We start from the raw sequence: 19,720 nt of genomic DNA, 5'->3' as shown, positions 1-19,720 counted from the left end.
GCCAGAAGAGGTGAACAGTGGACTCGTTCAATCCGACCACCAAGACCCAGGCCGCGATGACCGCTGCGCTCCAGTCGGCGTCGTCGGCCGGTAACCCCGACATCAGGCCCGCACATCTGCTCGTGGCCCTGCTCGACCAGACCGACGGCATCGCCGCCCCGCTGCTCAAGGCGGTCGGCGTCGATCCCACCGTGGTCCATCGTGAAGCGCTGAATCTCGTCGACCGGCTGCCCAAGACGACGGGTGCCACCACCACACCGCAGCTCGGCCGTGAGGCCCTCGCCGCACTCACCGCAGCACAGCACCTCGCCACCGAACTCGACGACGAGTACGTGTCGACGGAACACCTGATGGTCGGACTCGCCTCGGGTGAGTCGGACGTGGCCGGGCTGCTCAAGCGGCACGGCGCCACCCCTGAGGCGCTGCGTGACGCGTTCACCACCGTCCGTGGCAGTGCGCGCGTCACCAGCCCGGATCCGGAAGGGACGTACCAGGCGCTCGAGAAGTACTCCACCGACCTCACCGCCCTGGCCCGGAACGGCAAGCTCGACCCGGTGATCGGCCGCGACAACGAGATCCGCCGCGTCGTGCAGGTACTCAGCCGCCGGACCAAGAACAACCCGGTGCTGATCGGCGAGCCCGGTGTCGGCAAGACCGCCATCGTCGAGGGACTCGCCCAGCGCATCGTCGCAGGCGACGTTCCCGAATCGCTGCGCGGCAAGTCCGTGATCTCCCTCGACCTCGGATCGATGGTCGCGGGCGCGAAGTACCGCGGCGAGTTCGAGGAGCGGCTCAAGGCCGTCCTCGACGACATCAAGAACTCGGCCGGTCAGGTCATCACGTTCATCGACGAGCTCCACACAATCGTCGGTGCGGGTGCCACCGGTGAGTCCGCGATGGACGCAGGCAACATGATCAAGCCGATGCTCGCCCGCGGCGAGCTGCGGCTCGTCGGCGCGACCACGCTCGACGAGTACCGCAAGTACATCGAGAAGGACGCGGCCCTCGAGCGTCGCTTCCAGCAGGTGCTGGTGGGCGAACCGTCCGTCGAGGACACCGTCGGCATCCTGCGCGGGCTCAAGGAGCGGTACGAGGTGCACCACGGTGTGCGCATCACCGACTCCGCGCTCGTCGCCGCCGCCACGCTCAGCGACCGCTACATCACGTCCCGGTTCCTGCCGGACAAGGCGATCGACCTCGTCGACGAGGCCGCGTCCCGGCTGCGGATGGAGATCGACTCGCGACCCGAGGAGATCGACACCGTCGAACGCATCGTCCGCCGCCTCGAGATCGAGGAGATGGCGCTGCAGAAGGAATCCGACGCGGCGTCGAAGGACCGGCTCGAGAAGCTGCGGCAGGAACTGGCCGACGAACGGGAGAAGCTCAACCAGCTGACCACCCGCTGGCAGAACGAGAAGCAGGCCATCGACTCCGTGCGCGGGGTCAAGGAGCAGCTCGAGACGCTGCGCGGCGAGGAGGAACGCGCCGAACGCGACGGCGATCTCGGCCGGGCCGCGGAGCTGCGGTACGGCCGCATCCCGCAGCTCGAGAAGGAACTCGAGCAGGCGGCCCGCGAGTCGGGTGCCGCCGCCGACGGCGACGTCATGCTCAAGGAGGAAGTGGGTCCCGACGACGTCGCAGACGTGGTCGCGGCATGGACCGGCATCCCCGCCGGCCGCATGATGGAGGGCGAGACCGCCAAGCTGCTGCGGATGGAGTCCGAACTCGGCAAGCGGGTCGTCGGCCAGGAAGAGGCCGTCGTCGCCGTGTCGGATGCGGTTCGCCGCGCCCGCGCCGGAGTCGCGGACCCCAACCGGCCCACCGGGTCGTTCCTGTTCCTCGGACCCACCGGCGTCGGTAAGACGGAGCTCGCGAAGTCCCTCGCGGACTTCCTGTTCGACGACGAGCGCGCCATGGTCCGCATCGACATGTCCGAATACAGCGAGAAGCATTCGGTGGCCCGGCTCGTCGGCGCCCCGCCCGGATACGTCGGGTACGAGGCGGGCGGCCAGCTCACCGAGGCTGTGCGGCGGCGTCCGTACACGGTGGTGCTGTTCGACGAGGTGGAGAAGGCGCACCCCGACGTGTTCGACATCCTGCTCGCCGTCCTCGACGAAGGCCGGTTGACGGACGGTCAGGGCCGCACGGTCGACTTCCGCAACACCATCCTGATCCTCACGTCCAACCTCGGTGCGGGTGGATCACGGGAGCAGGTGATGGATGCGGTGCGGCGCGCGTTCAAGCCCGAGTTCATCAACCGGCTCGACGACGTCGTGATCTTCGAGTCGCTCACGGAAGAGCAGCTCGAGTCCATCGTCGACATCCAGCTCGACCAGTTGTCCCGCCGGCTCGCGGCGCGGCGGCTGACGCTGGACGTGTCCGACTCGGCCCGCTTCTGGCTGGCCGTCCGCGGCTACGACCCCATGTACGGGGCCAGGCCGTTGCGCCGGCTGATCCAGCAGGCCATCGGCGACCAGCTCGCGAAGCTGCTGCTCGCCGGTGACGTCAAGGACGGCGACACCGTCCCCGTGAAGGTGTCCGAGACCGGGGACGCGCTCGTCCTCGGCTGACCCCTCACGTGAGTGGCACGGTGTGCTCCCGCACGCCGTGCCACTCACCTGTGTTTTCACAGCGAGGTCTTAAGTTTCGCCGTTACCCTGGACCGTCCGTAACCGCAGGACACCGGCCAGACGAACCGAGGGAGGGGCCGATCATGACGAACCCCGACGACCCGCGCACCCCGCAGGAACGCGCGTACGACGGCACGGAGTCGTGGACACCCGACGGCACAGAGTCCTGGTCGCGGCAGGACCAGCCGACCGAGCACCTCGACTCACCCGACCAGCGCACCGAGCACATGGATCCCGCAGCCGGGCCGACCGAGCAGTTCTACACGTCCGACCCGACCGCGGCGTACGGGCAGAACCAGCCCAATCCGACGCAGGCCTACCCGACCTACGATCCGCGGTACGACCCGCAGGCTCCGCCGCCGAACGCCACGCAGGCGTATCCGACCTACGCCGCCCAGCAGTACCAAGGCGGGTATCCGACGGGGCAGTACCCCAACGCCCAGTACCCCGGCTCGCAATACCAGGCGCCGCCCGCCGAGGGTCCCGAGGAGAAGAAGCCCCGACGGATCGGCACGTGGATCGCCGCCACGGCGGCAGCGTTGCTGCTGATCGCCGTCATCGGCTTCGGTGTCGCCCTCTTCACGTCCGCGCCGAACAACTCCTCGAGCACGACGGCGGCGGGCCCGACCACGTCCCGGCCGCCCGCCACCACCGCGCCGCCGAAGACGACGACACCGCCGCCGTCGACGACGTCGGAGTCGCCGCTCGATCAACTCCCCGGCGGAATCGGCGAGGCCATCGGCGCTGCCGGGGCCGCGTTCGGAACGATCAGCGCCAACGACGGGTCCACACTCACCCTCGACGCCCTCGGCGGTTCCCAGTTGACGGTCCAGACCAACGCGCAGACCAACGTGATCGCACTCGACGGCACCACGGTCGCCGATCTGAAGCCCGGATTCACCGTGATGGTGCAGGGAACGAAGGTCGAGAACGGCACGATGATGGCCGAGACGATCATCAGCACCGAGCTGCCGAAGCTCGGCGGTAACTGAGACGATGGGTCCGGGCAAAACCGACACGGGGTGTCCGGGTACCGCTTCGCCTCGTAACGGCGTCGACTCGCTAGGCTGATCACCGATGACGGGAATGTGGTTCGTACTGGCGTTGATCGCACTCGCAGGCGCGTGCGCGCTGCTCTATTTCGATCGCTCGCGTCGTGATCAGACGGGTCGCGTGCGGCAGATCTGGGCCAAGGCCCAGGGCTACACGTACGACAACGTCGAAGAGAAGCTGCCCGGCCAGTTCCATCGGGCCGCGCTGGCCAAGCAGGAGTACCTCAGCGCCATCGATGTGGTGAAGGGCGAACGCCGGGGCGAGACGTTCATTCTGTTCGACCTCGAGGAGACCGCGACCATCGTCGCGGTGCGCCGCCGGGTGGGTTCGGACGTCGACATCGACCTGCGCCTGAAGTCGACCCCGCCGCCGAAGGACTCGGACCTCGAGCTCCTCGGCGCCATCGGACCGCGAGTGGTGTTCGCCACCGACCTCGAGATTGCCCGCAGGGTCTGCGATCAGCGCATGGTGGCGTTCACCGAGTCGGTGCCGCCGCACGTGAACATGCTGTGGAGCGAGGGCGAGTGGACCCTCGGTTCGCTGCCCATCGGCAGCAGCGGCCGTGAATGGGATTCGGCCATCGAGGCCGTCGCCCGGCTGTCCGGCATTCTGCACGTCCTGCCCCCGGTCACCGAACCGCGTGGACTCGACCGCGGCCACCACGACCCGAGCCGGCCGGCCCCAGGCGCTCCGCGCCCGTGAGTGTGTGACGAGTCCTGGGACTCGCTAACCGCGCACGGGCGCGCAGCGCCTTGCTACCGTCACCGGTATGTCGACGCCCTCCAGTTCCGCCCGACCCGTTGCCCTCGTCACCGGCCCGACGTCGGGGCTCGGTGCCGGTTTCGCGAGGAAGTTCGCGTCTCTCGGTTACGACCTCGTGCTCGTCGCGCGCGACGAGACCCGCTTGCAGGCCCTCGCCGACGAGATGAAGGCGTTGTTCGACACCGAATCCGAGATCCTGCAGGCCGATCTGGCAACGGCGTCCGGGCGCGAGGAAGTGGCGCAGCGCCTCGGGAAGGGTGTCGAGGTGTTGGTCAACAACGCCGGATTCGGCACGTCGGGCGAATTCTGGACCGCGACGCCGGAGCTGTTGCAGTCCCAGCTGGACGTGAACGTCACCGCCGTCATGCAGCTGACCCGCGCCGCGTTGCCCGCGATGATCGCGTCGGCGAACGGCACCGTCATCAATGTGGCGAGCGTCGCCGGCCTGCTGTCCGGGCGCGGGTCGACCTATTCGGCGAGCAAGGCGTACGTGATCTCGTTCTCCGAGGGATTGGCGAACGGGCTGGGCGGCACGGGAGTGCGGATCCAGGCGCTGTGCCCGGGATTCATCCGTACCGAGTTCCACGAGCGGGCGGGCATCGAGATGAGTTCGATCCCGAAGCCGATGTGGCTGAGCGTCGACCAGGTGGTTGCCGCGTCGCTGGCCGATCTCGAGGACGGCAAGGTCGTGAGCATTCCCGGCCTCCAGTACAAGGTGCTGACCACTGCCGGTCGCCTCGTCCCGAAGAGTCTGGTCCGGCGGCTGACCAACGTGTTCGGCCGGGGGCGTGCCCGCACCTAGAGGTGGGTAGGGTTTCGGGCATGAGTGATCGTGAGGATCTGGCCGCGTTGGTGCGTGAGCTGGCTGTTGTGCACGGCAAGGTGACGTTGTCTTCGGGCAAGGAAGCCGACTACTACGTGGACCTCCGCCGCGCCACGCTGCATCACGAGGCGGGCCCGCTGATCGGGAAGTTGCTGCGTGAACTGGTGGCGGACTGGGATTTCGACGCCGTCGGCGGACTGACGATGGGCGCCGATCCGGTGGCGATGGCCGTGATGCACGCCGCGGGCAGGCCGATCGATTCGTTCGTGGTGCGCAAGGCCGCGAAGGCGCACGGCATGCAGCGGCAGATCGAGGGACCGGACGTCGTCGGCAAGCGTGTCCTCGTCGTCGAGGACACGACCACCACGGGCAACTCGCCGCTCACCGCGGTGAAGGCGTTGCGCGACGTCGGGGCGATCGTCGTGGGTGTCGCGACCGTCGTCGACCGCGCGACCGGTGCCGACGAGGTGATCGCGGCCGAGGGTCTCGAGTACCGTTCGCTCCTCGGTCTCCCCGACCTGAACCTCTGACCGCACAGGTGAGTGGCGAAGTGTGTCTCGGGCACACTTCGCCACTCACCTGTGGGTTGTCAGTCGGCGTCGGCGGCCGTGATGGCCAGTGCTTCCTCGACGCTGTGCGGTTCGGGATCGTGCTCGTCGACGTGGGCGAGGACCTTGCGTCCGGTCGCGAGCACGATGATCGCGGCGGCGGTGCACACGGCGCCGACCCAGAACGGCATGTGGATGTTGCTCTCACCGAGCTTGCCCGCTACCCACGGTGCGGCGGCGCCGCCGACGAAGCGGACGAAGCTGTATGCCGCGGACGCCGTCGACCGCTCGACGGGGGCGGAGATCATCACGGTCTCGGTGATGAGCGTGTTGTTGACGCCGAGGAAGAGTCCGGCGAGCACGACACCGACGACGAGCACGGTCTTGTTGTCGGTGAACGCGGCCATCATGGCGAGGTCGAGGGCGAACAGCGCGAGGGCCGCCATCATCATCGGCAGCGTGCCGAAGCGCCGCTGCAGCCGCGGGGCGAGGAACACCGACGCGACGGCCAGGGCGAGACCCCACCCGAAGAAGATGAATCCGATCGAGTACGTGCCCATGTCGAGCGGGAACGGCGTGTACGCGAGCAGTGTGAAGAAGCCGTAGTTGTAGAGCAGCGCGGTGATCGCGACGGTGAGCAGGCCGCGGTGGCGCAGGGCGAGGAACGGCGCGGCGATCGACGTGCGGTGCTCCGGCTTGGGCGCGGACGGCAGCATCACGACGATGAGGATGAATGCGACGGCCATCAGGGCTGCGACGCCGAAGAACGGTGCGCGCCAGCTGATGTTGCCGAGAACACCGCCGACCAGCGGGCCGACGGCGATGCCGATGCCCAGCGCGGCCTCGTAGAGGATGATGGCCCGCGCGACGCCGCCGCTGGCCGCGCCGACGATGGCGGCGAGCGCGGTGGCGATGAACAGGGCGTTGCCCAGTCCCCAGCCGGCGCGGAAGCCGACGATCTCGCCGATGCTGCCGGAGCTGCCTGCCAGCGCGGCGAACACGACGATGACGGCGAGACCGGTGAGGAGGGTCTTCTTGGCGCCGATCCGGCTCGACACCACGCCGGTGATGAGCATCGCGACACCGGTGACCAGCATGTAGCTGGTGAACAGCAGCGACACCTGGGACGGGGTCGCGTCCAGTTGTTCGCCGATCGGTTTGAGGATGGGGTCGACGAGCCCGATGCCCATGAACGCGATGACGCTGGCGAAGGCGACGGCCCACACCGACTTCGGCTGGTGGAGGAGGCTCGGTGGTCCCTCGCTGGATGTGCTGTTCGTGACGGTTGCGGTCGTGGTGCTCACGGCCACCTCCTTCGTTGTACGTCGGGGTGTGGATGGGTTGTCAGGAGCGGGCCGACGACCTGACGATCGAACGCAGTTCCGACAGGCCCTGCGTCAGTCGTTCGAGTTGCTCGGGCTCGAGGTCCGCGAAGTGCGGTGCGAGTGCACCCGCGATCTCGTTGCGGGCCACGGTCAGCCATTCGCGGCCCAGATCCGTGATGGACACCCGGACTGCCCGGGCGTCCTCCGGATCGGGTCGACGGGCCACGTATCCGCGCTCGGCCAGCTTCTGGAGGAGGGCGGTCGCGGACGGTTGCGAGCAGCGGTCGATGCGGGCGAACTCGCTGATGCGAATCTCGCCCTGGTCGTCGAGCAGGGCGAGGGCACGCGTCCACGGCCGGGGGTGGTCCTCGGATCCGAAGGAGCTCGCGAGCCTGGTGAATCGGTGAGAATTCGTGACCAGGTCGACGAGCAGGCTCTGGAGGCGCGTGTCGTCGTCCATGCAAAACATATTACATAGGCTAACTAACTATGTAAATCGCCGAAGAGCGGAGCCGGGCGACCGGCATCATGTGGGACGCGGAAATCAGGAGGAGCGTTGCGTCCTCTGCTCGACCTGGCGCCGCAGGGTGGCGTCGGTGTGGCGGATCGCCTGCGCGACGAAGGGCTCGATGATCTTGCCGAGCGCCTTACCTGCGAGTCCGCCGGGCAGGTCGTACCGGAAGTCGACCGTCAGGCGGGTCTCGGTTTCGCCGACCGCCTCGAACTGCCACCGCGAATGGGTGTACAGGCCGTCGATCGATTCGAGTTCGATCACCGAATCGCGTTCCCATCCGGTGACCTTTACCACGGAGCCGAGCGTCCTGGGGCCGATCTTCATCGCGGCGTCGTAGACCGCGCCGAGGCCCCGGTCCTGGTCGCCGATCGGATCGAACTTCGTGATCCCGAACATCCAGGACGGGACGTGGTGATAGTCGTCCACGTAGTCGAACGCGGCCGCCGCCGGTGCGCCGGCGAGGGCAGTGTGATGGATCTCGATCATCGTGACTTTCCTGACGGGTGGAGGGCGGGGGACTGCTCTGTCCGGTACGGCCGGATGGCGTAGTTGTCGACGTCGAACCGGGCGAGGCGACGGCGCAGAGACCCGGTGGACCAGGGCCACGCTGGAAGGAGAACGAGTACACGGGTGCGGGGATGTCGACACCGCACCCGGGGTAGGTGTTCTCGCGCCACACGCCCCCGACGCGATCGGACTTCTCCAGCGCGAGGAAGTCCGTGATGCCCGCACGTTCGAGCTTGACTGCGGCGGCGATCCCGGACAGTCCGGCGCCGACCACGACGACGCGCAGGTGCCGCTCGTCTCCGCTGCCGTCGGGTGCGGCGGCGTGCTGAGTGGCTGTCGCTGTCATGGCTTCTTTCCTGCGGCGGATGCGGAACCGTGGTCGCTGGTCCAGTTAACTGAGACGCCGTGTCACAGTAAAAGGAAGAATGCGCATTGGCAAGTGATCGCAGGCGTTCCACTGGAGCGGAGACCGAGGCGGGCTGAACCGGGTCCTGGAAGAATGGGGCCCGTGACCGAGCGCAAACCTCCCGGGGTGAGCTTCGAGAGCTGGATCGACAAGCAGATCCGGCTGGCTCAGGAGCGCGGCGACTTCGACGATCTCCCCGGCGCGGGCAAACCGATTCCGGCGGGCGATGTCGACGACGAACTGTGGTGGGTGAAGAACTACCTCCGACGCGAGAATCTGCCCACCGACTCGCTGCTCCCCACGCCGCTGCAGCTGCGGAAGGAGATCGAGCGGTTGCCCGACACGATCCGTGGGCTGCCGTCCGAGCGGGCGGTGCGCGACGTGGTGGCCCAGCTCAACCTGCAGATCGTCGCCTGGTTGCGGGCGCCCTCCGGTCCACGGATCCCGGTGAGCCCGGTCGACGCGGACGAGGTCGTCGCGACCTGGCGGCAGCAGAACCAGCCGTCGCGGAAGCCGCCGGTGACGAGGTCCCCGGAGCCCGAATCGGATCCGCCCCCGGCCGGCAGGCGCTGGTGGTGGCGGAAACGGTGACGGATCACCGCTTCCGGAAATCGCCCGATTCCATCACCCGGGACACGAGCAGTCCGGCGATCAGCCCCCAGAATGCGGCCCCGATGTTGAGGAACTGCACGTTCGACACGGTCACGAGAAAGGTCACGAGCGCGCCGAGCGTGTGCCGGGAGCTGAACGCCGCGACGAACGAACCCTGCAGCGCCCGGAGCATCGCGAGTCCGCCGAGTGTCGCGACGAACGCGGCCGGGGTGGCCAGCATCAGCTGAACGAACAGCGGGGCGAACAGGCCGACGACCATGGCTAGCAGGCCGCACACGACGGCCGCCGTGTACTGCCTGGTTCGCTGCCCCGACGCCACCAGCAGAGCGTTGGTCGGGCCCGTCAGGCACGTCGACACGGCGCCGACGGCGGAGGTAGCGAGGGACCAGACCCCGCACAGGACGGTGCCGACGTTCATCGGCGGCTTGTGGTCGGCGGACGTCAGCACGGCCGCGCCCTGACCGTTCTGCACGACGATGACCGTGATCGCGAGCGGCACGACCAGTTCGGTGATCGCCTGCCAGGTGAACTGCGGAGCCTGGAACATCGGTGCCGCGATCCACGGCGTACTCGAACCGGTGGGGTGGAAGCGGCCCGTGACCGCGACCGCTGCCGCCCCGACGAGCAGTGCGCCGAGGATCGGTGGCATCCACCGGCCGAACGCGGCGCGCGATGCCAGGACGACGAAGACGACGACCATCGGAACGGCTACGGCCGCATCGGTTCCCACGGCGTGGACCAGGTCGGTGCCGAACTTGAGGAAGACGCCGGCCACCATGGCCATGACGATCGGCATCGGGAGCATCGCCATGACCTGACGCACCCGCCCGGTCAGACCGAGGGCGAGGACCAGGAGCCCGGTCACCAGAAACGCGCCGAGCACCTCCGGCCACGACAGGTGGGTGAGCGAGCCGCCGACGATGATGGTGCCGGGGATCGTCCAGAAGAACGCGAGCGGCTGGCGGTACAGCCAGCTGGCGAGCGCGGTCAGGATGCCGTTGAGGAAGAAGACGCCGAAGATCCACGACGCCATCTGCTGGGGCGACAGTCCGCCCGCGGAGCCGGCGGCCAGGATCACGGCCACGGGACCCGTTGCGGAGAAGATCAGCCCGATCAGACCGTTTGCGGCGTAGGTCCCGCCGAGGTCGCCGATCAGGCGGCGAGGGCCTGCGGGCGGCCACGGCGGTCGTTCGAAGCGAGGGGGGCGAGTCTGCACGCCTTCGCTGCGAGCCGGTTCCGCGGTGGTCGTCATGAGGCCTTCCTGCTCGTGCTGTACGCAGGGCGGGCATACTTTCCGCATTGCGTACATACTGGGTGTGGTGTGGATCATAACCACTCGCGTTCCGGGGCTCCACGTCGGGCCGTCGAACCCTGGGTGGGGCGCTTTCCATCCCTGGGGTGAAGGACACTCGGGCGGCATTGCGACAGACTCGAAAGCGTCGACCCGACACCATCCGCACCGACGAACCATGCGAAGAAGGGCCACATGGCTGAACTCACCCGAATTCCCCGAGAGCGACGCGCCGTGTACGCGCGGCGCACCACGGTGGCACCGGAGCGCGAACCGCGATCCGCGGTCGAACGGACGTCGACATTCCTGGCCTACGGCCTGCTCGCGTTGTTCGGTGGGCTCGGCATCTTCGGAACGATCTGCTCGGTCGATGCCATCCCGGACGGCGCACGGATCGCCGTCGTCCAGACTCCGCCGACGCAGTCGCACCCGCTCGATCTGCCGCATCCTGCGCCGGACACTCCCGAGCCCACTCCCGGCGGGGTCTGAGCCGGTCAGGATGCGACGTCGTCGCGCAGTGCCGCGAGTTCGAGCAGCCGGGGCAACATGTCCGGCGACGCAATGGAGGGCAGGAGCAGTGCCCACATGTCGGCCAGCCGCTCGTACAGGTCGGAACGTCCGGTAAGTGCTTCGGACACCAACTGCATACCCGTGAACGAACTGACCAGGAACCGGGCGAGTGCCGCGGGATCGACGGTCAGGCGCAATTCACCCGCTTCCCGCGCCTTGCCCGCGAGTGCGACGAGGGTGTCGGTCCAGTCGATGTAGGGATCGGTGGCCGGGCCGCGAGACGTGCCGAGTTCCAGGGTGAGTCGTACACCCGCTCGCACGATGGGCTCGGTCAGCAGCTGGCGCGCCATCTCCTTGGCGCACAACAGGATCGCCTCCATCGGTGACTGCGCCGTCGCGAGCACTCGCTGCGCCGCCAGCATCGCCATGGCGTGCTGTTCCTTGATCACCGCCCAGGCGAGCGCTTCCTTGGACTCGAAATGAAAGTACAAGGCGCCCTTCGTCACGTCGGCATAGGAGAGGATCCCGCTCAGGCTCGCGCCGCCGTACCCGAGCTTCTCGAAGCTCAGTGCCGCACCCTCGAGTACCTGATGGCGGGTGGCTGCCGCACGCGCCTGTTTTGCCATCACCTGTGCCTCACAATTGCGGATTGTCCGTCGCGTCCACTCTCAAGTCAACCACTCTTCGGGCCGGTAACCTCGGCACGTCCGCGAGTGTGGGAGGAAGACGTGAAGTCGAAGAACAACTGGGGTGTCGAGCACGCGGTGTTCGCCGGTGCGACGCTGGCCACCGTCGTCGGGGCCGTCACCGGGCGTGAACGGTTGCAGCAGGTCGCGAAACCACTGATCGCACCCGCGCTCGCCGCCCGTGTCCTGCGACGGCGTGCGGACACGGACCCCGCCGACGTCGCGCTCCTCCTCGCCGGTCTCACTGCCGCGACCGTGGGTGACGTCTTCATGATCGATCCCGACGACGACGCCCGCCTCGTGCGTGGCGCGTCCTCGTTCGCCGTCATGCAGATCGGCTATTCCACGCTGTTGCTGCGCCGGGGCGCCCGGGCCACCGCGCCCGCATTGCTTCCCCGGCTCGCCGGCTGGGCAGGCGCGGCGGCACTGCTCCGCGGGCGGGCGAAGGAGGTCGCCGTGCCGTTGACCGCGTACGGGTCGCTGCTCGGCACCACGTCGACCCTGTCGGCCGATCCGACCCTCGCACCCGGCGCGGCCGTCGTCGCGAATGTGGCCGTGCCAGGAACCGACCGACGCAGCTGGCTCGGCGCGGGCGGGATGCTGTTCACCGCCTCCGACGGTCTGATCGTGTTGCGGCGCTTGTTCATCCGGGGCGAGCGGGGGAGGGCTGTGGCGGAAGGTGTGATCCTCGCCAGCTACGCAGCGGCCCAATTGCTGCTCGTCGAGGGGATGCTCGCGCTCGGGCGTCGCCGGATCACGGGCAGAGCATGATGTGGTCCCGGTCCTTCGGGTCCACGAGGATGGTGATCGTCTCGCCGGGCACGAAGCGTGTCGCGTTCTCCCGCCGCACCTCGTACACGACCCGTCCGGCGTAGCTCTCCGATCCGGGCACGGTCAGCCGCAGGTCCAGTTCGGTGAGTTCGCCGTTGTCGGGGGTGTGGCGAAGCGGGGTGACGTGCTCGATGCGAGCCCAGCCTTCGAGTCCGTGTCGTTCGAGTTGGCGGTCGGCGCGGCTGGGCCGTTCGGCCGCCATCATCCCGAATCCCAGCGCCGAACCGAAGGCGGCGACCAATCCCATGATCTGGTAGGGGATGGTGGCCGGAGGGGTGTGTTCGATCAACCATCCCAGCCAGACGGCGAGGACGACGACGTAGCCGACCGTGACAAAGCAGACCGTCCGCACGATGCGCTGATGATTCATCGAATGCCTCCACCTCCAGATTAGCCCGTCCCGGCCTCGCCGAGGCGGCCCCACCGCCGCACTGCCGTTAGAGTGCAGTGTCGGCAGCAGATGAGAGTGTGTGGAGGTGGCCGTATGGCGTGGCGTCGGGTGTCGTTGGTGTGTCTGAGCATTGGCTCGGCCATGATGCTCGCAGGGTGTGGTGGGTCCTCGGACGCGGTGGCTCCGCCGCCGTCCACGACGACTGCCGCGGCTCCTGTGACCACCACCACAACGACGGTTCCGCCGACGACCACCACCACGACCGTTGCGCCGCCGACCACGACGACGGAAGCGCCGACCACGACGCTCGTCGACGTCCCCTACGAGCACAACGAGTCGTATTTCTTCACGTCCCCCGACGGCGGGTTCCAGTGCGGCATCATCAAGCTGCCGAACCGCACCGAGGCCGGATGCCAGGGGTCGACGAGCCCGGTGCCGCCGCGCCCGGCCGACTGCATGGTCGACTGGGGGCACGGTATCCGCGTCGAAAACGACGGCGAGGCGTCCTTCATGTGCGCGGGCGGACTCGTCTACACGTCGGGCGGCGACGAACCGGACGCGGCCCTGCCCGCCGGGGCGAAACTGACCAAGCTCGGCTACACGTGCAGCACCACGGCCACGGCCGTCACGTGCACCAACGACGAGACGTCGCACGGGTTCACCGTCGCTCCCGATTCGAACAAGACGTTCTGACATCGTGAGCGGAGTCGAGACCGGCCAGGTCGAAGTCGCCGAGGCGGGTCCCACCGAATGGGGGGACAACCCGAACGGCGTCGGCCCGTGGACCGAGGAACACGACACCCCGGTCCCTGCCGACCCGCGCTACGACCCCGAACTGCTGGCCGGCGGCGATCGCCGCAACGTGGTCGACGCCTACCGGTACTGGACGCGGGAAGCGATCGTCGCGGACATCGACAGCCGTCGCCATCCGCTGCACGTGGCCATCGAGAACTTCGGCCACGACGCCAACATCGGGACGGTGGTGCGCACCGCCAACGCGTTCGCCGCCGCCGCGGTCCACATCGTGGGACGTCGACGCTGGAACCGGCGCGGCGCCATGGTCACCGATCGGTACCAGCACGTCCTCCACCACTCGGACGTCGAAGGCCTCGTCGAGTTCGCACGTGAGCGCGGTCTCACCATCGTGGCCGTCGACAACACGCCCGGGTCCGTCCCGCTCGAAACGGCGAGTCTGCCCCGAGACTGCCTGCTTCTGTTCGGCCAGGAGGGGCCGGGAGTCACGGACCAGGCGAAAGAGATTGCGGCGATGACGGTATCGATCGCCCAGTTCGGTTCCACCCGCAGCATCAACGCGGGCGTCGCCGCAGGAATTGCCATGCATGCGTGGGTTCGTCAGCACGCCGACCTCGACCGTGCCTGGTAGCGGAACCCCCGACGGATAGGCAAGATCAACTCTTATGCAGGACTCGTGGTCGGCGCGCGCGGACGCCGCTGAAGAAGCGGTGGTGAGCAGGCATCTTCGCCGGCTGTGGGCGCTCCCGGGCACCACCCTGGGCGTCGTCGCGTGGCCGGCGGTGCGGCGCGAGCGGCTGTTCCTCAGCTGGCACTACTGGTGGCAGGCCCACCTGCTCGACTGCGCCGTGGACGCACTCGAACGGGACCCCACGCCGCGGCGGCGTCGTCGCATCGTGAAACTGGCGCGCAGCCACCGTCTGCGGAACATGTCGGGCTGGACCAACAACTATTACGACGACATGGCCTGGCTGGGAATCGCCCTCGAGCGTGCCCAGCGAATGCACTTCATAGACAACAGAAGTGCGGTGCAGGCGCTCGAATCCCAGTTGTTCGACGCCTGGGCGCCCGAGGCCGGCGGCGGCATCCCGTGGCGGAAGGGCTCGAATTTCTACAACGCACCGGCCAACGGACCCGCCGGGATCATGCTGGCCCGCACCGGAAAGCTGTGGCGCGCCCAGGCCACGGCCGACTGGATCGACGACACGCTGCGGGACGTGCGCACCAACCTGATCGTCGACGGCATCCACCCGGGCGGTGAAATCGAAAGGAACGTCTACTCGTATTGTCAGGGCGTCGTGCTCGGCCTCGAAACTGAACTCGCCGTGCGCCTCGGTTCGCCGCGGCACCGCAACCGGACCCACCGGCTGGTCGACGCCATCGACGAGCACCTCGCACCGCACGGCGTCATCGACGGCGGTGGTGGGGGAGACGGTGGCCTGTTCAACGGGATCCTCGCGCGGTATCTGGCGCTGACCGCGGTGATGCTGCCGTGGGAATCGCCCGCCGACATCAGAGCACGGGAGATCGCCGCCCAGCTCGTGCTGACCTCCGCGGAATCGGCCTGGGAGAACCGGCTGCAGATCGAGGGGCAGCCACTGTTCGGCCACGATTGGACCAAGCAGGCGCAGCTGCCGGGGCTGGGTGGGGGAATCGCCACGTTCACCGGGGGCACCGTGCGGTCGTCCGGGATCCCGGAACGCGACATGTCCGTCCAGGTCGGCGGCTGGATGCTGATGGAGGCCGCGCACATGGTTTCCGCAGCAGGGTATCCGCGACGCTAGAGGCGACGGTTCGAATCACGCGAAACTTAACTGTGTCGCCCCGGATTCGGCGCTGTTAGACAGGTCGTTATGTCAGATCAACAGCGGCAGCTGAGTCTCAACGCGTTCATCTACCCGGCCGGGCACCACGAGTCGGCGTGGCGCCACCCGCTCACGACCCCCGAACGGTTGTACGACGTCTCCTACTTCCAGGACATCGCGCGGACCGCGGAAGCGGCGAAGCTGGACGCGATCTTCTTCGCCGACGGCCCGGCCCTGCGCAGCGACGTCGAGCACGGCGCCGCCGGAGCGCTCGAACCCATCACGCTGCTGACCGCCATCGCGACCGCCACCGAAAGGATCGGTCTCATCGCGACCGCGTCCACGACGTACTTCGAGCCCTATAACCTCGCGCGGCTGTTCGCCTCCCTCGACCACATCTCCCACGGCCGGGCCGGCTGGAACATCGTGACCACCGGAACCGACCTGGCGGCCGCCAACTTCGGACTGGCCAGCCACCCCGACCACGCCGACCGCTATGCGCGGGCGCGGGAGTTCGTCGACGCGACGGTCAAGCTGTGGGACAGCTGGGAAGACGACGCCATCCTGATCGACAAGGCCGCAGGCATCTACGCGGACCCGTCGAAGATCCACGAGATCAACTACGTGGGGCGCCACCTGCGGGTGCGGGGACCGTTCAACGCGCCACGCTCCCCGCAGGGACACCCGGTGCTGGTGCAGGCGGGTGCGTCCAACGAGGGTCGCGCATTCGCGGGCCAGTACGCCGAGGCCATCTTCACCGCGCACCAGCGGCTGTCGGACGGGCAGGCGTTCTACGCGGACGTCAAGCAGCGCGTGACGCAGTACGGTCGCAACCCGGAGCACGTGAAGATCCTTCCCGGCATCAGCCCGTTCCTCGGCGACACCGAGGCCGAGGCCCGCGAACTGGAACGCGAATTCAACGAACTCACGTCGCCCGAGTACGGGCTCGCCCAGCTCGAGAGCCTCACGGGCTCGAGCGTGCGACACCTCGAACTCGACGCCCCCGTGCCTGCCGGACTGTTCGGCGACGCCGGCGACGTCACGGACAACCAGCAGAGTCGCCTGCAGGTGATCGCCGGGATCGTCGAGCGGGAGAGCCCGACCCTGCGCGGATTGCTGCACCGTCTCGCCGGTGCGCGCGGGCACCGGGTGGTCGTCGGGACGCCGGTGCAGGTGGCCGACACCATCGAGGAATGGTTCACGCAGGGCGCGGCGGACGGTTTCAACGTCATGCCGCCGTACTACCCGGGCGGTCTCGAGGTGTTCGCGGAGAAGGTGGTCCCGATCCTGCAGGAGCGTGGACTGTTCCGCACCGAGTACTCGGGCACCACACTGCGCGACCACTTCGGGTTGCCCCGCCCCGAGAGCCAGTACGCGGACACGTCTGGCGCCGTCGCGCTGTAGTCGCGCGCGCCGGCTTCCGCGCGCCCGATGTCGCATCCGTTCCGTTCGAGTGGACGGATGTGACATCGGGAGCCCGCTGGATCGCGGGCCGCGGCGCGTCCTGGACCCGGCGCTGCTCACCGACGACGAGCTGGCGTCAGGACCGGAGGCGTGGGTTCGGTCCGACGACCCGCTGCATGTGTGGGAGGCGGTGCATCGCCCTAGTCCAGTACTTCTTCGACGGCCACATCTTCGGGTGGCCGCGCCATCTCCTGCCGGTAGTGCCACACCCCGAGGGCCGTGCCGATCACCAGCAGTGTGACCATCCCGGCGAGCACCGCCGGCATCAGCCACGACACCCGGTCGAGGAACGAGCCGAAGTAGAAGCCGATGAGCAGCAGTACGGGCGCCCAGAAGATGGCGCCGATGGTGCTGGCGATCGTGTATTTGGTGTGGTTCATCTTGGCCGCACCGGCGACCAGCGGGCACAGGGTGCGGATCCACGGAATCCAGCGGGCGACGAGAACTGCCCAGAAGCCGTGCTTCTCCAGCAGGACATTCACCTTGTGGAGGTTGGCGTAGTTGAGATACTTCCCGCCCTTGCGGGCGTGGATGCGGTTGCCGGTGCGGTGACCGATGACGTACCCCACCTGGTTTCCGCAGATGGCGGCGATCATCGCCCCGACCGACAGCGCCCACACATGGCCCGCGCCGGACGCATGGTTGGCCAGCACGATTCCGGCGGTGATCAGCATCGAGTCGCCGGGCAGGAACAGGCCCAGGATCACGGCGCACTCGATGAACACGAACGCGAGGACGACGACCCAGACCAGCGCTGGACCGGCCGAGACGAGAGGCCCGAAGCTGCCTGATGCCGTGATGACCATCGTCAGTGCGTTACCCCGATCGATTTCAGGAAGTCGGATCGGTGGGGGTGGTGACAGGTTGCGCGTCCTCGGCCGTCGCGTCATCGTTCTGACGGGACTTCAGGATGCGCTTGCCCACCTCGATGACGATCGGCAGGACGGACACGAAGACGATCAGCAGGAAGATGACGTCGACGTTGTCGCGGATGAACTCGATCTGACCGAGCAGGTAGCCGAGCAGCGTGACGCCGGCGCCCCACAGGACGCCGCCCACGATGTTGTACGTGAGGAACAGCGAGTACTTCATCCGCGACGCACCCGCGACGACCGGCGCAAACGTGCGCACGATCGGAACGAACCGGGCCAGGATGATCGTGATCGGGCCGTGCTTCTCGAAGAACGCGTGCGACTCGTCGATGTATTTCTTCTTGAAGAATCGTGCGTCGTCGGACTTGAACAGGGCGGTTCCGCCCTTGCTGCCGATGAAGAAGCCCACCTGGTCGCCGAGGATGGCGGCGATCGGGATCAGAATCAGCAGCACCCCGATGGGGGCGAACGGTTCGATCTCCGTCGACTTCGACGCCGCGATCAGGCCCGCGGTGAAGAGGAGCGAGTCGCCGGGGAGCAGGGGGAACAGCAATCCCGACTCGATGAAGACGACCGCGAGGAGTCCGACGAGCACCCAGGTGCCGAAGGAGTTGAGGAGGTTCACCGGGTCTAGGAATCCCGGCAACAACGCGAGGTTGGTCACGGAATCCGATGCTGCCTGCACAATCACGGCCCTCAGCGTACCGGCGTATTCCCCGACTGTCGGAATAGTGCAGGTCATGGAGTTTCGGCCGGGTCGCGGACCCGCCGAAACGGGGTGCCGCGACAGCCACCGGGAGACGTACGCTACCGGTATTGCCATACTGCTAGGACCACATCGCGCGCTGCGCTGATCGCGCGCGCCGAAATCGACTCTTTATGGAGGACTGCCGCCGTGCCAATCGCGACTCCCGAGGTCTACGCCGAGATGCTTGGTCGGGCCAAGGAGCACTCCTTTGCCTTCCCCGCCATCAACTGCACTTCTTCCGAAACCATCAACGCCGCCATCAAGGGCTTCGCGGACGCCGGCAGTGACGGCATCATCCAGTTCTCGACCGGTGGCGCCGAGTTCGGTTCGGGCCTGGGCGTCAAGGACATGGTGACAGGCGCGGTCGCACTCGCCGAGTTCGCGCACGTGATCGCCGCGAAGTACGACGTCACGATCGCCCTGCACACCGACCACTGCCCCAAGGACAAGCTCGACACGTTCGTCCGCCCGCTGCTCGAGATCTCGCGGCAGCGCGTCGAGGCCGGCCGCAACCCGCTGTTCCAGTCCCACATGTGGGACGGTTCGGCTGTCCCGATCGACGAGAACCTGGAGATCGCCCGGGAGCTCCTCGCGAAGGCGAAGGCCGCCAACATCATCCTCGAGGTCGAGATCGGCGTCGTCGGTGGTGAAGAGGACGGCGTGGAAGCGGAGATCAACGACAAGCTCTACACCTCGCCCGAGGACTTCGAGAAGACCGTCGACGCGCTCGGCACCGGCGAGAACGGCAAGTACCTGCTGGCCGCCACGTTCGGCAACGTGCACGGCGTCTACAAGCCGGGCAACGTGAAGCTGCGTCCCGAGGTGCTCGAGACCGGCCAGAAGGTCGCCGCCGCCAAGCTGGGGCTGTCCGAGAGCTCGCAGCCGTTCGACTTCGTCTTCCACGGCGGATCGGGCTCGCTGAAGTCGGAGATCGAGGCTGCGCTGAACTACGGCGTCGTCAAGATGAACGTCGACACCGACACCCAGTACGCGTTCACCCGCCCGATCGTGGGTCACATGTTCGCGAACTACGACGGCGTCCTGAAGGTCGACGGCGAGGTCGGCAACAAGAAGTTCTACGACCCGCGCGGCTACCTCAAGAAGGCGGAGGCCGGCATGACGGCCCGCGTCATCGAAGCCTGCAACGATCTCAAGTCCGCGGGACGTTCCGTCTCCGGATAGGCGCTTC

Annotated in this window: 21 protein-coding genes and 2 pseudogenes; 14 read left to right on the top strand and 9 right to left on the bottom strand. The window is 67.8% G+C overall.

Annotation, left to right across the window (positions count from 1 at the left end; all coding sequences use genetic code 11):
• Window positions 1-17: 17 nt before the first annotated feature.
• The 5 genes from clpB to pyrE all read left to right on the top strand — a co-directional run bounded on the left by clpB (window position 18) and on the right by pyrE (window position 5,798).
• Window positions 18-2,570, top strand: a complete 2,553-nt coding sequence (gene clpB, locus ACFVJ3_RS07580) for an ATP-dependent chaperone ClpB (protein ID WP_378451478.1) — start codon at window positions 18-20, stop codon at window positions 2,568-2,570.
• 143 nt (window positions 2,571-2,713) lie between these two features.
• Window positions 2,714-3,622: a DUF5666 domain-containing protein gene (locus ACFVJ3_RS07575; RefSeq protein ID WP_378451477.1), complete on the top strand. Its 909-nt coding sequence runs from the start codon at window positions 2,714-2,716 to the stop codon at window positions 3,620-3,622.
• A gap of 94 nt (window positions 3,623-3,716) precedes the next feature.
• Window positions 3,717-4,385, top strand: coding sequence for a hypothetical protein (locus tag ACFVJ3_RS07570; RefSeq protein WP_378451530.1), 669 nt, complete (start codon window positions 3,717-3,719; stop codon window positions 4,383-4,385).
• A gap of 67 nt (window positions 4,386-4,452) precedes the next feature.
• Window positions 4,453-5,247: an SDR family NAD(P)-dependent oxidoreductase gene (locus ACFVJ3_RS07565; RefSeq protein ID WP_378451476.1), complete on the top strand. Its 795-nt coding sequence runs from the start codon at window positions 4,453-4,455 to the stop codon at window positions 5,245-5,247.
• A gap of 20 nt (window positions 5,248-5,267) precedes the next feature.
• Window positions 5,268-5,798 carry an orotate phosphoribosyltransferase gene (pyrE, locus tag ACFVJ3_RS07560; protein WP_378451475.1) on the top strand — a complete coding sequence of 177 codons (531 nt, stop codon included), beginning with the start codon at window positions 5,268-5,270 and terminating at the stop codon, window positions 5,796-5,798.
• 59 nt (window positions 5,799-5,857) lie between these two features.
• Here pyrE and ACFVJ3_RS07555 read toward each other — a convergent pair whose 3' ends face one another.
• The 4 genes and pseudogenes from ACFVJ3_RS07555 to ACFVJ3_RS07540 all read right to left on the bottom strand — a co-directional run.
• The gene (locus tag ACFVJ3_RS07555) at window positions 5,858-7,126 is read right to left on the bottom strand and encodes an MFS transporter (protein WP_378451474.1); all 1,269 of its coding nucleotides are present in this window, start codon (window positions 7,124-7,126) and stop codon (window positions 5,858-5,860) included.
• A gap of 34 nt (window positions 7,127-7,160) precedes the next feature.
• On the bottom strand, window positions 7,161-7,601 hold the full coding sequence (locus ACFVJ3_RS07550; protein WP_378451473.1) for a MarR family winged helix-turn-helix transcriptional regulator: 441 nt from the start codon (window positions 7,599-7,601) through the stop codon (window positions 7,161-7,163).
• An 84-nt stretch (window positions 7,602-7,685) separates the two neighbouring features.
• The gene (locus ACFVJ3_RS07545) at window positions 7,686-8,141 is read right to left on the bottom strand and encodes an SRPBCC family protein (protein ID WP_378451472.1); all 456 of its coding nucleotides are present in this window, start codon (window positions 8,139-8,141) and stop codon (window positions 7,686-7,688) included.
• Window positions 8,142-8,289: 148 nt separating this feature from the next.
• A pseudogene (locus ACFVJ3_RS07540) lies at window positions 8,290-8,508 on the bottom strand (NAD(P)-binding protein); the annotation flags it as partial.
• A gap of 153 nt (window positions 8,509-8,661) precedes the next feature.
• Between ACFVJ3_RS07540 and ACFVJ3_RS07535 the strand changes: the two are divergent.
• Window positions 8,662-9,159: a DUF1992 domain-containing protein gene (locus ACFVJ3_RS07535; protein WP_378451471.1), complete on the top strand. Its 498-nt coding sequence runs from the start codon at window positions 8,662-8,664 to the stop codon at window positions 9,157-9,159.
• A 4-nt stretch (window positions 9,160-9,163) separates the two neighbouring features.
• On the opposite strand, the gene ACFVJ3_RS07530 is transcribed toward ACFVJ3_RS07535, so the two are convergent.
• Window positions 9,164-10,432 (bottom strand): benzoate/H(+) symporter BenE family transporter, encoded by a 1,269-nt coding sequence (locus tag ACFVJ3_RS07530; protein ID WP_378451470.1) that lies wholly within the window; start codon window positions 10,430-10,432, stop codon window positions 9,164-9,166.
• A 234-nt stretch (window positions 10,433-10,666) separates the two neighbouring features.
• On the opposite strand from ACFVJ3_RS07530, the gene ACFVJ3_RS07525 reads away from it, so the two are divergent.
• On the top strand, window positions 10,667-10,960 hold the full coding sequence (locus ACFVJ3_RS07525) for a hypothetical protein (protein ID WP_378451469.1): 294 nt from the start codon (window positions 10,667-10,669) through the stop codon (window positions 10,958-10,960).
• A gap of 5 nt (window positions 10,961-10,965) precedes the next feature.
• Here ACFVJ3_RS07525 and ACFVJ3_RS07520 read toward each other — a convergent pair whose 3' ends face one another.
• Window positions 10,966-11,607 (bottom strand): ScbR family autoregulator-binding transcription factor, encoded by a 642-nt coding sequence (locus ACFVJ3_RS07520; protein ID WP_378451468.1) that lies wholly within the window; start codon window positions 11,605-11,607, stop codon window positions 10,966-10,968.
• Between the two features lie 102 nt (window positions 11,608-11,709).
• Here ACFVJ3_RS07520 and ACFVJ3_RS07515 point away from each other — a divergent pair, with 102 nt between their 5' ends.
• Window positions 11,710-12,438: a lysoplasmalogenase family protein gene (locus ACFVJ3_RS07515; RefSeq protein WP_378451467.1), complete on the top strand. Its 729-nt coding sequence runs from the start codon at window positions 11,710-11,712 to the stop codon at window positions 12,436-12,438.
• Here ACFVJ3_RS07515 and ACFVJ3_RS07510 read toward each other — a convergent pair.
• Window positions 12,422-12,868: a hypothetical protein gene (locus tag ACFVJ3_RS07510; protein ID WP_378451466.1), complete on the bottom strand. Its 447-nt coding sequence runs from the start codon at window positions 12,866-12,868 to the stop codon at window positions 12,422-12,424. The two genes, ACFVJ3_RS07515 and ACFVJ3_RS07510, sit on opposite strands and share 17 nt — an antisense overlap.
• A gap of 114 nt (window positions 12,869-12,982) precedes the next feature.
• Between ACFVJ3_RS07510 and ACFVJ3_RS07505 the strand changes: the two genes are divergently transcribed.
• The 5 genes and pseudogenes from ACFVJ3_RS07505 to ACFVJ3_RS07485 all read left to right on the top strand — a co-directional run.
• A complete protein-coding gene (locus ACFVJ3_RS07505) occupies window positions 12,983-13,582 on the top strand; it encodes a hypothetical protein (RefSeq protein ID WP_378451465.1) in 600 nt (199 codons plus the stop codon).
• Between the two features lie 4 nt (window positions 13,583-13,586).
• Window positions 13,587-14,273, top strand: coding sequence for a TrmH family RNA methyltransferase (locus ACFVJ3_RS07500; RefSeq protein WP_378451464.1), 687 nt, complete (start codon window positions 13,587-13,589; stop codon window positions 14,271-14,273).
• A gap of 34 nt (window positions 14,274-14,307) precedes the next feature.
• Window positions 14,308-15,426: a glycoside hydrolase family 76 protein gene (locus tag ACFVJ3_RS07495; RefSeq protein WP_378451463.1), complete on the top strand. Its 1,119-nt coding sequence runs from the start codon at window positions 14,308-14,310 to the stop codon at window positions 15,424-15,426.
• Window positions 15,427-15,495: 69 nt separating this feature from the next.
• Window positions 15,496-16,851: an LLM class flavin-dependent oxidoreductase gene (locus ACFVJ3_RS07490; RefSeq protein ID WP_378451462.1), complete on the top strand. Its 1,356-nt coding sequence runs from the start codon at window positions 15,496-15,498 to the stop codon at window positions 16,849-16,851.
• 64 nt (window positions 16,852-16,915) lie between these two features.
• Window positions 16,916-17,050, top strand: a pseudogene (locus ACFVJ3_RS07485) (GTP-binding protein); the annotation flags it as partial.
• A gap of 1 nt (window position 17,051) precedes the next feature.
• Here ACFVJ3_RS07485 and ACFVJ3_RS07480 read toward each other — a convergent pair.
• The gene (locus ACFVJ3_RS07480) at window positions 17,052-17,717 is read right to left on the bottom strand and encodes a DedA family protein (protein WP_378451461.1); all 666 of its coding nucleotides are present in this window, start codon (window positions 17,715-17,717) and stop codon (window positions 17,052-17,054) included.
• A gap of 25 nt (window positions 17,718-17,742) precedes the next feature.
• Window positions 17,743-18,474: a VTT domain-containing protein gene (locus tag ACFVJ3_RS07475; protein WP_378451460.1), complete on the bottom strand. Its 732-nt coding sequence runs from the start codon at window positions 18,472-18,474 to the stop codon at window positions 17,743-17,745.
• A gap of 204 nt (window positions 18,475-18,678) precedes the next feature.
• On the opposite strand from ACFVJ3_RS07475, the gene fbaA reads away from it, so the two are divergent.
• Window positions 18,679-19,713, top strand: a complete 1,035-nt coding sequence (fbaA, locus tag ACFVJ3_RS07470) for a class II fructose-bisphosphate aldolase (RefSeq protein ID WP_378451459.1) — start codon at window positions 18,679-18,681, stop codon at window positions 19,711-19,713.
• Window positions 19,714-19,720 lie beyond the last annotated feature (7 nt).

Source organism: Rhodococcus sp. NPDC127593 (assembly GCF_042671975.1).
In the GTDB taxonomy this organism is placed as follows: Bacteria; Actinomycetota; Actinomycetes; order Mycobacteriales; family Mycobacteriaceae; genus Rhodococcus_F.
This window is presented reverse-complemented; position numbering and strand designations above follow the sequence as displayed.

Coding starts and splice junctions, on each gene's coding strand:
- ACFVJ3_RS07575 (WP_378451477.1), top strand. CDS start 2,714: ATGACGAACCCCGACGACCCGCGCACCCCGCAGGAACGCGCGTACGAC.
- ACFVJ3_RS07570 (WP_378451530.1), top strand. CDS start 3,717: ATGTGGTTCGTACTGGCGTTGATCGCACTCGCAGGCGCGTGCGCGCTG.
- ACFVJ3_RS07565 (WP_378451476.1), top strand. CDS start 4,453: ATGTCGACGCCCTCCAGTTCCGCCCGACCCGTTGCCCTCGTCACCGGC.
- pyrE (WP_378451475.1), top strand. CDS start 5,268: ATGAGTGATCGTGAGGATCTGGCCGCGTTGGTGCGTGAGCTGGCTGTT.
- ACFVJ3_RS07550 (WP_378451473.1), bottom strand. CDS start 7,601: ATGGACGACGACACGCGCCTCCAGAGCCTGCTCGTCGACCTGGTCACG.
- ACFVJ3_RS07545 (WP_378451472.1), bottom strand. CDS start 8,141: ATGATCGAGATCCATCACACTGCCCTCGCCGGCGCACCGGCGGCGGCC.
- ACFVJ3_RS07535 (WP_378451471.1), top strand. CDS start 8,662: ATGGGGCCCGTGACCGAGCGCAAACCTCCCGGGGTGAGCTTCGAGAGC.
- ACFVJ3_RS07530 (WP_378451470.1), bottom strand. CDS start 10,432: ATGACGACCACCGCGGAACCGGCTCGCAGCGAAGGCGTGCAGACTCGC.
- ACFVJ3_RS07525 (WP_378451469.1), top strand. CDS start 10,667: ATGGCTGAACTCACCCGAATTCCCCGAGAGCGACGCGCCGTGTACGCG.
- ACFVJ3_RS07520 (WP_378451468.1), bottom strand. CDS start 11,607: ATGGCAAAACAGGCGCGTGCGGCAGCCACCCGCCATCAGGTACTCGAG.
- ACFVJ3_RS07510 (WP_378451466.1), bottom strand. CDS start 12,868: ATGAATCATCAGCGCATCGTGCGGACGGTCTGCTTTGTCACGGTCGGC.
- ACFVJ3_RS07505 (WP_378451465.1), top strand. CDS start 12,983: ATGGCGTGGCGTCGGGTGTCGTTGGTGTGTCTGAGCATTGGCTCGGCC.
- ACFVJ3_RS07495 (WP_378451463.1), top strand. CDS start 14,308: ATGCAGGACTCGTGGTCGGCGCGCGCGGACGCCGCTGAAGAAGCGGTG.
- ACFVJ3_RS07490 (WP_378451462.1), top strand. CDS start 15,496: ATGTCAGATCAACAGCGGCAGCTGAGTCTCAACGCGTTCATCTACCCG.
- ACFVJ3_RS07480 (WP_378451461.1), bottom strand. CDS start 17,717: ATGGTCATCACGGCATCAGGCAGCTTCGGGCCTCTCGTCTCGGCCGGT.